Annotated in this window: 10 protein-coding genes and 2 tRNA genes; 8 read left to right on the plus strand and 4 right to left on the minus strand. The window is 59.7% G+C overall.

Going from position 1 to position 12,839, the window contains the following annotated elements; all coding sequences use genetic code 11:
- The first annotated feature begins 70 nt into the window (after window positions 1–70).
- Window positions 71–2,005 carry a methyl-accepting chemotaxis protein gene (locus PSH64_RS02780; protein WP_305479853.1) on the plus strand — a complete coding sequence of 645 codons (1,935 nt, stop codon included), beginning with the start codon at window positions 71–73 and terminating at the stop codon, window positions 2,003–2,005.
- Between the two features lie 52 nt (window positions 2,006–2,057).
- Here the strand turns inward: PSH64_RS02780 and PSH64_RS02785 are convergent, their stop codons facing one another.
- The 4 genes from PSH64_RS02785 to PSH64_RS02800 all read right to left on the minus strand — a co-directional run bounded on the left by PSH64_RS02785 (window position 2,058) and on the right by PSH64_RS02800 (window position 5,209).
- Window positions 2,058–3,623 (minus strand): iron ABC transporter permease, encoded by a 1,566-nt coding sequence (locus PSH64_RS02785; RefSeq protein ID WP_105340471.1) that lies wholly within the window; start codon window positions 3,621–3,623, stop codon window positions 2,058–2,060.
- The gene (locus PSH64_RS02790) at window positions 3,623–4,633 is read right to left on the minus strand and encodes an extracellular solute-binding protein (protein WP_305479854.1); all 1,011 of its coding nucleotides are present in this window, start codon (window positions 4,631–4,633) and stop codon (window positions 3,623–3,625) included. Before PSH64_RS02790 ends, PSH64_RS02785 begins: the two co-directional genes overlap by 1 nt.
- A gap of 237 nt (window positions 4,634–4,870) precedes the next feature.
- A tRNA-Leu gene (locus tag PSH64_RS02795) sits at window positions 4,871–4,957 on the minus strand.
- 165 nt (window positions 4,958–5,122) lie between these two features.
- A tRNA-Leu gene (locus PSH64_RS02800) sits at window positions 5,123–5,209 on the minus strand.
- Between the two features lie 226 nt (window positions 5,210–5,435).
- Here PSH64_RS02800 and rnr point away from each other — a divergent pair.
- From rnr to dnaB, 7 genes are all read left to right on the plus strand, one after another.
- On the plus strand, window positions 5,436–8,066 hold the full coding sequence (rnr, locus tag PSH64_RS02805; RefSeq protein WP_305479855.1) for a ribonuclease R: 2,631 nt from the start codon (window positions 5,436–5,438) through the stop codon (window positions 8,064–8,066).
- A complete protein-coding gene (rlmB, locus tag PSH64_RS02810) occupies window positions 8,063–8,830 on the plus strand; it encodes a 23S rRNA (guanosine(2251)-2'-O)-methyltransferase RlmB (RefSeq protein WP_018928494.1) in 768 nt (255 codons plus the stop codon). The genes rnr and rlmB overlap by 4 nt, the downstream gene beginning before the upstream one ends.
- Window positions 8,831–9,147: 317 nt before the next feature.
- Window positions 9,148–9,570 (plus strand): 30S ribosomal protein S6, encoded by a 423-nt coding sequence (rpsF, locus tag PSH64_RS02815; protein WP_105340468.1) that lies wholly within the window; start codon window positions 9,148–9,150, stop codon window positions 9,568–9,570.
- A 28-nt stretch (window positions 9,571–9,598) separates the two neighbouring features.
- A complete protein-coding gene (rpsR, locus tag PSH64_RS02820; RefSeq protein ID WP_002551829.1) occupies window positions 9,599–9,829 on the plus strand; it encodes a 30S ribosomal protein S18 in 231 nt (76 codons plus the stop codon).
- 36 nt (window positions 9,830–9,865) lie between these two features.
- Window positions 9,866–10,759, plus strand: coding sequence for a hypothetical protein (locus PSH64_RS02825; RefSeq protein WP_105340467.1), 894 nt, complete (start codon window positions 9,866–9,868; stop codon window positions 10,757–10,759).
- Between the two features lie 19 nt (window positions 10,760–10,778).
- Entirely contained in the window at window positions 10,779–11,225 is a 447-nt protein-coding gene (gene rplI / locus PSH64_RS02830) for a 50S ribosomal protein L9 (RefSeq protein WP_003197251.1), read from the plus strand.
- A 136-nt stretch (window positions 11,226–11,361) separates the two neighbouring features.
- Entirely contained in the window at window positions 11,362–12,756 is a 1,395-nt protein-coding gene (dnaB, locus tag PSH64_RS02835; protein WP_105340653.1) for a replicative DNA helicase, read from the plus strand.
- Window positions 12,757–12,839 lie beyond the last annotated feature (83 nt).

Raw genomic sequence — 12,839 nt, forward strand, 5'->3', positions numbered from 1 at the left:
TGACCTTTGCTGTGATTATCACCTTCTGGTGTGCCATCAATTTAATGGCGCCCAAGCGGAGGGATTTCTCGTGTCGGCCGTTCTCTCATTGTTACAAAGCCGTCTCCTGCGGCCTGTGTTCGTTACCCTTGGTATCGCCCTTTTGGTGCAAGTGCTGGTGGCTGTTGCTCTGACCCGAAGCACGGTGACTGCACTGGAAGCTGATCTGGGTGTGCGCCTGAGCGCCGATAGCCAAAAGCTCTCCGGTGAGCTTGAGCAAGCCGGGCGTGAAGTCACGTCGAGTCTGGATAACCTGTCCAGCAGCACCCGCCAGCGCCTGACTGCCGGGCTGTCTGCGCGCCTGAAAGACGAACAGGCTCAACTGCGTACGACGCTGGAGAAGGACCTGAAGGAATCGGCCAACGACATGGCGCAACTTCTGGCCTCGGTCGCGCCCCGTGCCATGTGGGACAGCGACATTCCCACCCTGTCTGAATTCGCTCGCCGCGCCCAGCGTAATCCCAATGTGTTGTTCGTGGTCTACGACGACGCCACGGGCCAGCACCTGACGCGCTACCTCAACCGGGAGAACCCGATCAACAAGGCACTGCTGGAGAAAGGCCAGGGCGAGCGGGCGCTGGACAAGGTGCTGGATGCAGCGAAGAACGATCCGTCGGTCTACTACCTCGAAGCCTCGATCAACCCCAATGGGGTGGAAATCGGCAAGGTCGTGATGGGTGTCTCCACCGCCTCCGTGGAAACCGATCTGGCGGCGCTGGACAAGCGCTTCTCGGCGTTGATCGCCAGTGGCGATCAATTGGTGGGTGACAGCCTTAAAGGCGCCGCGGCGGACAGCGCAACAGCGATGCGCGGGCGTCTGCAGTCGGCGCAGTCCACGGCCTCTGAAATGAAAGCCAACACCACTGGTGCCGTGCAGGAAGCCGCGGGGGCTTTGCGCTGGCGCATCGGCATGGGCCTGGCGGTGGTGGGTTTCGGTGTGCTGCTGTTGCTGGCGGTGGTGCTGGGTCGCCGAGTGGTCAATCGCTTGAAAATGCTGATCGCCGCCATGGATGACCTGGCGGCGGGTGAGGGCGATCTGACCAAGCGTGTGCAGATCAACAGCCAGGATGAGATCGGTGACATGGCCTCGGCGGTCAATCGCTTTGTGGATAAGTTGCAGCCGATCGTGCGTGAGGCAGGCGATGTGGCCCAGCGTACCGGCGTGGAAATCGGCGCCATGACCCTGCGTAATGCCGGTGCCGATGCGGCGGCCGGTATGCAGCGCGACGAAGTGGCGGAAAGCTTGCGCGCGTTATCGCAAATGGCTGACGAGGCTCAGTCTGAAAGTCACGCCATGCAGGCCGCCTTGAAGCAGGTGGTGGATATTCGTCAGGCTACGGATGAGAACACCCGTACTTCGGCGAAAGTCGGCAGCCTCATCGAGGCATTGGCCGGGCAAGTCGACACCGGGGCGAAAGTCATCGAGCGCCTGGCGCAGCAGAGTGAGCAGATTGAAGTGGTGTTGACGGTGATTCACGGGATTGCCGAGCAAACCAACTTGCTGGCGTTGAACGCGGCGATTGAGGCGGCGCGTGCCGGCGAGACCGGTCGCGGATTTGCCGTAGTGGCGGACGAGGTGCGGGCATTGGCGAGCAAGACGCAGAGCTCCACCGGCGACATTCAGGCGCACATCGTTGCGCTGCAGCAGGGCGCGCGCGAGGCTGTTGCGGCAATCGGGCAGGCTGGGCGTCAGGCCAGTGAAGGATTGCTGGTGTTGCGCGACAGTGCGCGGTTGCAGCAGTCGGTGCAGGCGTCGGTCGAGCAGGTGCATGCGGCGATCGGTCTGGCGACCCAGGCCGCGGCGCATCAGGCGCAAGGTGCGCAGGCGGTGCGTGGGCGGGTTGAGACTATCCACGCTCAAGCTGAGAAAGCGGCACGGGCAGTGGTGGAGACTACGGCCAGTGGCAAGGTTCTGGATAGTTTGGCGGCGCAGTTGAAGGCGAGCCTGGGGCAGTTCAGGGCTTGAGTTTAGTATTGTTTGTGCGGACGCCATCGCGGGCTTGCCCGCGATGGCGATCTCAGCGGCTCAAATACATCCGAGTCGTCAGGAGATAAACCGGCAACCCCGACACCACAATCAACAACGCCGCATAAGGCGCCGCCGCCGCAAACTCCACGTTCGCGGTGTGCGCCCAGACTTCCGTCGCCAGCGTATTCAGTCCGGTCGGACTTAGCAGCAGCGTCGCCGTCAGCTCCTTCATCGCGTCCAGAAACACCAGCGCAAACGCTGCGCCCAGGGCGGGAAAGATGATGGGCAGAGTCACCCGACAAAACGCGCTGAAAGACGATGCCCCCAGCGTGCGTGCAGCCTCTTCCAGTTGCGGCGCGGCCTTGTTCAGCGCAGTGCGAATCGGCGCCTGCGCCAGTGGCAGAAACAGCAGCGCATAGGCAATCAGCAGCAGCGCCGAGGTCTGGTACAGCACTGGCACGTAATGCAGGGCGAAATACACCAGGGTCAGCGCAATCACCAGTCCCGGCAGTGCGTGCAACAGATACGGCAAGCGCTCGGCCCAGATCGCCAGGCGGCCTTTGTGACGGACCACCAGCAACCCCACCGGCACCGCCAGCACCAGGCACAGCCCGGCGCCGCCTAGTGACAGTGCCAGGGACGATAACAATGCCTCACTGATTGCTGCGACCGGGAACGCCGCCGATGAACCTACCATCAGCCAGTACGCCAGCATTCCCAGTGGAATGCCGCTGCCGATGATTGCCAGCGACAAGCAGTAGAGCTGTCCGGCCGTCGCCCATGGCCCCAGGCGAACCTGCCCGGCTTGCCGCGCCGCGCCTTGGCCGGTGCGTACATGTCGACCTTTGCCACGCACTCGCAATTCGAGCCACAGCAGCATAAGACACAGCGCCAGCAATACCGCGGAAAGCATCGCCGCATTGGCGTTGCTGAACTCCAGTTCGAACTGCTGATAGATTGCCGTGGTAAACGTTTGCAGGCCGATGATCGACAGCGCGCCGAACTCCACCAGCATGTGCAGCGCAATCAGCAGGGATCCGGCCAGCAGTGACGGCCAGAGCAGGGGCAGGGTGATTTTGAAAAACACGCCCCAACGATTCTGTCCCAGGGTCCGTGCGGACTCCTCAAGAGAAGGGTCGAGATTGCGCAGCGTCGCCGCGACCGGCAGAAAGATCAGCGGGTACTTGGACAGGGTCATCACCAGGATCGCCCCGCCCAACCCTTCGAAGTGAGCGCTCAAGGAGACCCAGGTAAAGCTGCTGACAAACGCTGGTACCGCGAACGGCAGACACAGGATCACGCCCCATAGCCGTCGCCCCGGCAAATTGCTGCGTTCCAGCAACCAGGCGAGCGACAAGCCAATCACGCCGCAGGCCAGTGTGACGCCCACCATCAGCGCCAGTGTATTGCGCAGCAGGCCAAATACATACGGGCGCCACAGCAGATGCAGAGCCTCGGCCCAGCCGGCTTGCCAGGTTTTGAGGCCGACGTAAGCCAGCGGCAGCAGACTGAGCACCACCAGCAAAAGAACCGGCAGCAGCAACCAGATTGATGGCCGCTTGCGTCGTGGCAGGTAACCCCCGCGCGAGGCGGGGGCGGGTAACGATGCGCTCATCAGTTCAAGCCAACGTCGCGTTCCAGGTCCAGGGCTTCTTCGGCGTTGCCAAGGTCGGCCGGTGTGACTTTCGGTGCTTGCAGTTCACTGAACGGTTTGAGGCCGCGATCAGACTCCATGCCTTTGTGCAGCGGGTATTCGGCGGTGGTCTGGGTGATCAAGCGCTGACCTTCTTCACTGGCCATATAGGCAAGCAACTGCTGGGCTTCTTTTGGATGTTTGCTGGATTTCAGTACCGCAGCGCTGGAAACGGTGATCAGTCCGCCGACATCGCCGCCAGTGAAATAATGCAGTTTCGAGTCGAGCTGGCCTTTTTCACGCTGCAGGGCGAACCAGTAATAGTTGTTCACCAGTACGGTGGCGACTTCGCCATTTTCCACGGCCTTCAACGCCACCATGTTGTTGCTGTAGGTCTTGCCGAATGCCCGCAGGCCGGTCAGCCACTCTTCGGCCGCGTCCTTCCCGTGGACCTTGATGATCGCCACGGCCTGTTCCTGGAACGCGCCGCTGCTGGGCACGAAGCCGACCTTGCCTTGCCATTTTGGATCGGAGAATTCCATGACCGACTTGGGCAGGTCTTTTTCGTCGATCAGTTTGGGGTTGAACGCGACGACCCGGACACGCGCAGTGATACCGATCCAGGTGCCGTTGCCGGCAACGTAGTCCTTGGGCAGGACTTCAAGGGTGGAGGCATCGGCTTTCGCCAGCAGGCCTTGTTCGCCGAGTTTATTCAGTGGCGGAGATTCTTCGGTATAGATCACGTCGGCGGGGGAGCGATCGCCTTCTTCGACAATCTGGCTGGCGAGCTGGTTGCTGCTGCCCTTGCGCACATTGACGTGAATCCCGGTCTTGGCTTCGAAGGCTTTGGCGACGGCGTCGCCGACTTCCTTGTGTTGGCCGTTATAGAGCGTCAGGGAAACCGGGTCGGCGGCTTGGGTGAGGGGAGTGGCGAGTGTCAGGCCGAGGAGGGTGATGGTCAGGCCGCGGCGCAGGGTATTTCGAAGCATCATTCGCAGGGTTCCTCACTGTCGCATTGCAAAAACTTGAAACAATGATAAACGATATTGTTTCTCATGTGCGGCTTGTGGGCCTGAGGAGTGTTTGCTAGAGGGGCAGGGCGGGCCTGGCACTTGATCTCCCTACAGAGACCGTGCTGACATGCTCATGAGTTTTTCGAAAGCCAGAAACGCAAAAACCCGCTTTCGCGGGTTTTTGTGAAATTCAAGATCGTGACCTTGAATTTGAATTGGTGCCCAGAAGAAGACTCGAACTTCCACGACCTTGCGGTCACCAGCACCTGAAGCTGGCGTGTCTACCAATTTCACCATCTGGGCATGATCTTCAGCGTTGCCGCTGTTGATGTGGCGCACTATACGGAGAGCATTTTGATCTGTAAACCCCTGATTTGGTTTTAATAAATCAGAAGCCTGAAATGCAAAAACCCGCTTTCGCGGGTTTTTGTGTGAGCCTTGAAATTGATCTAATCTCAAGCTCGAAATTGGTGCCCAGAAGAAGACTCGAACTTCCACGACCTTGCGGTCACCAGCACCTGAAGCTGGCGTGTCTACCAATTTCACCATCTGGGCAGTATCGACAGCGCTAGTGCGTCGTCGATGGCGCGCACTATACGGAGCGTCTTTTTAACTGTAAACCCCTGCCATCAAAAAAACCTGGAAAATTTTACCGGCGGCATTCAAATCAGCTTTGCGGTGTCGATAAAGAGCTTTAGATGGGCTGTCATAGCTTGAAATTTCCCGTTTCATTACGCCTATGCCAAACTAACCCGCATATAGACAAGGTGAAAACTCTCTAATGGCCGATTGGCAGTCCCTCGATCCCGAGGCCGCTCGTGAAGCGGAAAAATATGAAAACCCTATTCCTAGCCGCGAACTGATCCTTCAGCACCTTGCTGATCGAGGTTCGCCTGCTAACCGCGAGCAGCTGGTCGAAGAGTTTGGTCTGACCACGGAAGACCAGATCGAAGCCCTGCGCCGCCGTCTGCGCGCCATGGAGCGCGACGCTCAACTCATCTATACCCGTCGCGGCACGTATGCGCCGGTGGATAAGCTCGACCTGATCCTGGGCCGCATCAGCGGTCACCGTGACGGCTTCGGCTTCCTGGTCCCGGACGACGGCAGTGATGACCTGTTCATGAGCCCGGCGCAAATGCGCCTGGTGTTCGATGGCGACCGTGCCCTGGCACGTGTTTCCGGCCTCGACCGTCGCGGTCGACGCGAAGGCATGATCGTCGAAGTGGTGTCTCGTGCCCACGAAAGCATCGTCGGTCGTTACTTCGAAGAGGGCGGTATCGGTTTCGTCGTTGCGGACAATCCGAAGATCCAGCAAGAAGTGCTGGTGACGCCGGGCCGCAACGCCAACGCGCAGATCGGTCAGTTCGTCGAAGTGAAGATCACTCACTGGCCGACGCCACGCTTCCAGCCGCAAGGTGACGTGGTCGAGGTCGTGGGCAACTACATGGCCCCGGGCATGGAAATCGATGTTGCCCTGCGCACTTACGATATTCCGCACGTCTGGCCTGAAGCGGTCTTGAAAGAAGCCGCCAAGCTCAAGCCTGAAGTCGAAGAAAAAGACAAAGAGAAACGCATCGACCTGCGTCATCTGCCGTTCGTGACCATCGATGGCGAAGATGCGCGCGACTTCGATGACGCGGTTTACTGCGAAGCCAAACCGGGCAAACTGCGCCTGTTCTCCGGCGGCTGGAAGTTGTACGTGGCGATTGCCGACGTTTCCAGCTACGTGAAAATCGGTTCGGCGCTGGATAACGAATCCCAGGTTCGTGGCAACTCGGTGTACTTCCCCGAGCGCGTGGTGCCGATGCTGCCTGAGCAGCTGTCCAACGGCCTGTGTTCGCTGAACCCGCACGTCGATCGCCTGGCCATGGTTTGCGAGATGACCATCTCCAAATCCGGTGAAATGACCGACTACTGCTTCTACGAAGCGGTGATTCACTCCCATGCCCGCCTGACCTACAACAAAGTCAGCGCCATGCTGGAAACGCCGAAAGCCACCGAAGCGCGTCAGCTTCGTGGTGAATACACCGACGTCCTGCCGCACCTCAAGCAGCTGTACGCGCTGTACAAGGTTCTGCTGGCGGCCCGTCATGTGCGCGGCGCGATCGATTTCGAAACCCAGGAAACCCGGATCATCTTCGGTTCCGAGCGCAAGATTGCCGAAATCCGTCCGACCGTGCGCAACGATGCGCACAAGCTGATCGAGGAATGCATGCTGGCGGCGAACGTGGCCACCGCCGAATTCCTGAAAAAGCACGAAATCCCTGCGTTGTATCGCGTCCACGATGGTCCGCCACCGGAGCGTCTGGAAAAACTGCGCGCCTTCCTCGGCGAGCTCGGCCTGTCCCTGCACAAAGGCAAGGACGGTCCGTCGCCGAAGGATTACCAGGCATTGCTGGCAAGTATCAAGGACCGTCCGGATTTCCATCTGATCCAGACCGTCATGCTGCGCTCGTTGAGCCAGGCGGTGTACAGCGCCGATAACCAGGGCCACTTCGGTCTGAATTACGAAGCCTATACCCACTTCACTTCGCCGATCCGCCGCTACCCGGACTTGCTCACGCACCGGGCGATCCGCAGCGTCATCCATTCGAAAATGGACACCCCGCACGTTCGCCGTGCCGGCGCGATGACCATTCCGAAGGCGCGAATCTATCCGTACGACGAAGCGATCCTGGAGCAGCTCGGCGAGCAGTGCTCGATGAGCGAGCGCCGTGCCGACGAAGCCACCCGCGACGTCGTGAACTGGCTCAAGTGCGAGTTCATGAAAGACCGCGTAGGCGAATCGTTCCCGGGTGTGATCACTGCCGTGACCGGTTTTGGCCTGTTCGTCGAGCTGACCGACATTTATGTCGAAGGCCTGGTGCATGTCACCGCGCTGCCGGGCGACTATTACCACTTCGATCCTGTGCATCACCGCCTCGCCGGTGAGCGTACCGGTCGCACCTTCCGCCTGGGCGACACCGTTGAGGTGCGCGTGATGCGCGTCGACCTCGACGAACGCAAGATCGACTTCGAGATGGCTGAAAAAACCCTCAGCGCGCCGATCGGTCGCAAGAAACGTGGCACTGAAACCACAGCGCCTGCTGCCAAGACAACTGCCGAGCCGGCACCGGCGAAAGCCGGGCGTCGTCCTGCCAAGGAAAAGGTCGTCGAGGCCTATCGCCCGAGCGATGCGGCGGCAAAAAATGCCGAGTTGCGCAAAAGCCGTGAACTGAAACAGGCGTTGCTGTCTGAAGCGAAAAGCGGCGGTAAAGCGGCGTCTGGGGGAAAGACCGGGCGGTCGGCGCCTGACAAGGCCTCCGGCGGCAAGCCAGCCAAACCAAGCAAACACCGTAAAGGCCCGCCAAAAGCGGGTTCCGCTCCAGCCGCCAGAAGCGGCGGGGCGCGTAAACCTAAGGCCAAGTCATGAGTCAGTTGGAAAAGATCTACGGCGTGCACGCGGTAGAAGCGTTGCTGCGTCATCACCCAAAACGCGTCAAGCAGATCTGGCTGGCTGAAGGCCGCAGTGATCCGCGGGTGCAGACGTTGATCGAACTGGCTGCCGAAAATCGCGTAGCCGTCGGTCAGGCCGAGCGCCGTGAGCTGGACGCCTGGGTTGAAGGCGTGCACCAGGGTGTGGTGGCGGACGTGAGCCCGAGCCAGGTCTGGGGCGAGGCGATGCTTGACGAATTGCTGGATCGCACCGAAGGCGCGCCGTTGCTGCTGGTGCTAGACGGCGTGACCGATCCGCACAACCTTGGCGCTTGCCTGCGCTCGGCCGATGCGGCCGGTGCGCTGGCGGTGATCGTGCCGAAGGATAAGTCAGCCACCCTGACGCCGACGGTACGGAAAGTCGCCTGTGGCGCGGCGGAAGTGATTCCGCTGGTTGCGGTGACCAATCTGGCGCGCACTCTGGAAAAGCTCAAGCAGCGTGGCTTGTGGGTCGTCGGTACGGCGGGTGAGGCTGAGCAGGATCTGTATCAGCAGGATCTGACCGGTCCGACCATCCTGATCATGGGTGCGGAGGGCAGCGGCATGCGCCGCCTGACTCGCGACCTTTGCGACTATCTGGTACGCCTGCCGATGGCGGGCAGCGTCAGCAGTCTCAACGTATCCGTCGCCACCGGTGTCTGCCTGTTCGAAGCGCTGCGCCAGCGCGGCGTCAAAGCTGCCGGGACCGCCAAAAAGTCTTAAGCCGCACGCGATCCAAATGTGGGAGCGGGCTTGCTCGCGAAAGCGGAGTGTCATTCAGCAAAAATGTTGGATGTGATACCGCATTCGCGAGCAGGCCCGCTCCCACAATGGTTTGTGTCAGGGCAAAACTTGATGGTGTGAACGAACTGTTCAAATAATCACCAATTGCCTTGCACCTCTCTCGACCCTTCTCTACAATTGCGCCCCTTGCTGTGACGGCAGGCACGCATGTGTCTATCGCAAGCAAGTCCATAAGTGTCATTCACTCCTTGTCTGACCGCTTTTGAGCGGCAGGCTACAACCCGTAAGGAGCATTCATGCGTCATTACGAAATCATCTTTTTGGTCCACCCGGATCAAAGCGAGCAAGTCGGCGGCATGGTTGAGCGTTACACCAAGCTGATCGAAGAAGACGGCGGCAAAATCCACCGTCTGGAAGATTGGGGCCGTCGTCAACTGGCCTACGCAATCAACAATGTTCACAAGGCTCACTACGTGATGCTGAACGTTGAGTGCACTGGCAAGGCCCTGGCCGAGCTGGAAGACAACTTCCGCTACAACGATGCAGTGATCCGTAACCTGGTCATCCGTCGCGAAGAAGCCGTTACCGGCCAATCCGAGATGCTCAAGGCTGAAGAAAACCGCAGTGAGCGCCGTGAGCGTCGCGATCGTCCTGAGCACTCCGACGCTGAAGGCGTTGACAGTGATGACAGCGCCGACAGCGATAACGCTGACGAGTAATCCACGGACCTTTTGAGGAGCCTATTACATGGCACGTTTCTTCCGTCGTCGTAAATTCTGCCGCTTCACCGCTGAAGACGTGAAAGAGATCGATTACAAAGATCTCAACACTCTGAAAGCTTACGTATCCGAGACCGGCAAAATCGTTCCAAGCCGCATCACCGGTACCAAAGCACGTTATCAGCGTCAGCTGGCCACCGCTATCAAGCGCGCCCGCTTCCTGGCCCTGCTGGCCTACACCGACAGCCACGGCCGCTGAGACCGGGCAGTCGACACGTAGCAAAGGATTGAATGCATGCGCGCCTTAGCTGAGTTCATCATGCGCGGCCGTATGCAGGCCACTCTGGTAGTGGCCGGATGCGCAACATTGCCGTTGTTGTATTGGTTGGGTGCTGCCGCCGGATGCCTTGTGCTCCTGCGGCGCGGATTGAAGGACGCCGTTGGCGTACTTGCTCTGGGACTGCTGCCGGCGTTGATCTGGTGGCTTTACTCCGACGACCCACGGGCACTTCTGGTGCTGCTGGGGTCTTCGGGCCTTGCGCTGGTTTTGCGCGCAAGCGAGTCCTGGAACCGCGTGCTGCTGGTCAGCATAGCGATGGGATTGGTGTTTTCAGTGGTGCTGGGGGCGGCTTTTGCGCCCCAGATCGAGATGCTGGCGCAGGCTTTGATAAAAGTCATGCCGTCGCTACTCGGTGATGTCTACCAGCAATTGTCGGTAGACGAGCAAGCGCGTTTCGCGTCCCTGATCGCACCGGTCCTGACCGGCCTGATTGCGGCCTTGTTGCAAATCGTCAGTGTGCTGAGCCTGATTGTAGGGCGCTACTGGCAGGCGTTGTTGTACAACCCGGGTGGTTTTGGTCGCGAGTTTCGCGCCATCCGAATCCCGCTGGGACCGGCGATGTTGCTGCTGGCGTTAATGCTTCTGGGGCCAAATCTGGGCCCGCAGATGGCCATGTTGACGCCGTTGTGCAGCGTACCGCTGGTGTTCGCCGGGCTGGCCCTGATTCACGGGCTGGTGGCGCAAAAGCGGCTGGCCAAATTCTGGCTGGTGGGGTTGTACGTCACGCTGTTGCTGTTCATGCAGCTGATCTATCCGTTGCTGGTGGTCCTGGCCATCGTCGACAGCCTGATTGATTTTCGCGGTCGTTCGGCGCCGAAAGATGCCGATAACGCGAACGGTGAAGGTTAAAAGTTAAGAGGATTTTCACATGCAACTGATCCTTCTGGAAAAAGTCACCAACCTGGGCAACCTGGGTGACAAAGTGAACGTTAAGGCTGGTTACGGTCGTAACTACCTGCTGCCTTACGGCAAAGCTACCGCTGCGACCGCTGCCAACCTGGCTGCGTTCGAAGAGCGTCGCGCTGAGCTGGAAAAAGCCGCAGCAGACCGTAAAACTTCGGCTGAAAGCCGTGCCGCCCAACTGGCTGAGCTGGAAGTGACTATCACTGCCACCGCCGGTGACGAAGGCAAGCTGTTCGGTTCGATCGGCACCCACGACATCGCTGATGCACTGACCGCCTCTGGCGTTGAAGTTGCAAAAAGCGAAGTTCGTCTGCCGAACGGCACCATCCGCAACGTAGGCGAATTCGACGTAGCCGTGCACCTGCACGCCGAAGTTGAAGCCACCGTACGCGTTGTCGTGGTAGCAGCTTAAGCAGTACTTGTCGGCTGGCACCCTCGGGTGCTTGCCGGTAACATCGGGCACGATCCTGTTTACAGGTCGTGCCCTTTGTCTTTCTGCAGTACCTGATTTTCACAACCCCTGCTTTTCCTGAATAAACCAAGTGGCCATGAACGATATCTCCGCTCCTGAGCAATACGATCTGCAAACCGCTGCCCTGAAGGTGCCGCCGCATTCCATCGAGGCCGAACAGGCCGTGCTCGGTGGTCTGATGCTGGACAACAACGCCTGGGAACGCGTACTCGATCAAGTCTCCGACGGCGATTTCTATCGGCATGACCACCGCCTGATTTTCCGTGCGATCGCCAAACTGGCGGACCAGAACCAGCCGATCGATGTCGTGACCCTGGCCGAGCAATTGGACAAGGAAGGGCAGACCTCCCAGGTTGGCGGCCTCGGTTACCTCGGTGAGTTGGCAAAAAACACGCCGTCCGTCGCCAACATCAAGGCGTATGCGCAGATCGTCCGCGCGCGGGCGACCCTGCGACAGCTGATTGGCATCGCCACTGAGATTGCCGACAGCGCTTTCAACCCGGAAGGGCGCACGGCTGAAGAGATCCTCGACGAAGCTGAACGGCAGATCTTCCAGATCGCCGAGGCCCGGCCAAAAACCGGCGGCCCGGTGAGCGTGAACGACCTGTTGACCAAGGCCATCGACCGTATCGACACCCTGTTCAACACGGATAACTCGATCACCGGTCTGTCCACCGGTTACACCGACCTCGATGAGAAGACCAGTGGCCTGCAACCGGCCGACCTGATCATTGTCGCCGGCCGTCCGTCCATGGGTAAAACCACCTTTGCGATGAACCTGGTGGAAAACGCCGTGTTGCGCAGCGATAAGTGCGTACTGGTCTACTCGCTGGAGATGCCAGGTGAATCGCTGATCATGCGTATGCTTTCATCCCTTGGCCGTATCGACCAGACCAAGGTCCGTGCCGGTCGCCTGGACGACGACGATTGGCCGCGCCTGACCTCTGCGGTCAATCTGCTCAATGATCGCAAGCTGTTCATCGACGATACGGCCGGTATCAGCCCATCGGAAATGCGTGCGCGGACCCGGCGCCTGGTGCGTGAGCATGGCGACATCGCCTTGATCATGATCGACTACCTGCAATTGATGCAGATCCCGGGTTCGGGCGGCGACAACCGGACCAACGAGATTTCCGAGATCTCCCGTTCCTTGAAGGCTCTGGCCAAGGAATTCAACTGCCCGGTGGTGGCGTTGTCCCAGCTCAACCGCTCCCTGGAGCAACGACCGAACAAACGCCCGATCAACTCCGACCTCCGGGAATCCGGAGCGATCGAGCAGGATGCTGACGTGATCATGTTCGTGTACCGGGACGAGGTGTACCACCCGGAAACCGAGCACAAAGGCATCGCCGAGATCATCATCGGCAAGCAGCGGAACGGCCCGATCGGTACATCCCGACTGGCGTTCATCGGTAAATACACCCGCTTCGAGAACCTCGCGCCGGGCAGCTACAACTTCGACGACGAATAACCTTGTGGGAGCGGGCTCGCTCGCGAGTGCGGCAGTACATTCAACCTGATTGCTGAATGGCACACCGCTTTCGCGAGCAAGTC

The sequence above is a fragment of the Pseudomonas sp. FP1742 genome, from assembly GCF_030687145.1.
Classification (GTDB): Bacteria; Pseudomonadota; Gammaproteobacteria; order Pseudomonadales; family Pseudomonadaceae; genus Aquipseudomonas; species Aquipseudomonas frederiksbergensis_D.

Coding starts and splice junctions, on each gene's coding strand:
- PSH64_RS02785 (WP_105340471.1), bottom strand. CDS start 3,623: ATGAGCGCATCGTTACCCGCCCCCGCCTCGCGCGGGGGTTACCTGCCA.
- PSH64_RS02790 (WP_305479854.1), bottom strand. CDS start 4,633: ATGATGCTTCGAAATACCCTGCGCCGCGGCCTGACCATCACCCTCCTC.
- rnr (WP_305479855.1), top strand. CDS start 5,436: ATGGCCGATTGGCAGTCCCTCGATCCCGAGGCCGCTCGTGAAGCGGAA.
- rlmB (WP_018928494.1), top strand. CDS start 8,063: ATGAGTCAGTTGGAAAAGATCTACGGCGTGCACGCGGTAGAAGCGTTG.
- rpsF (WP_105340468.1), top strand. CDS start 9,148: ATGCGTCATTACGAAATCATCTTTTTGGTCCACCCGGATCAAAGCGAG.
- rpsR (WP_002551829.1), top strand. CDS start 9,599: ATGGCACGTTTCTTCCGTCGTCGTAAATTCTGCCGCTTCACCGCTGAA.
- PSH64_RS02825 (WP_105340467.1), top strand. CDS start 9,866: ATGCGCGCCTTAGCTGAGTTCATCATGCGCGGCCGTATGCAGGCCACT.
- rplI (WP_003197251.1), top strand. CDS start 10,779: ATGCAACTGATCCTTCTGGAAAAAGTCACCAACCTGGGCAACCTGGGT.
- dnaB (WP_105340653.1), top strand. CDS start 11,362: ATGAACGATATCTCCGCTCCTGAGCAATACGATCTGCAAACCGCTGCC.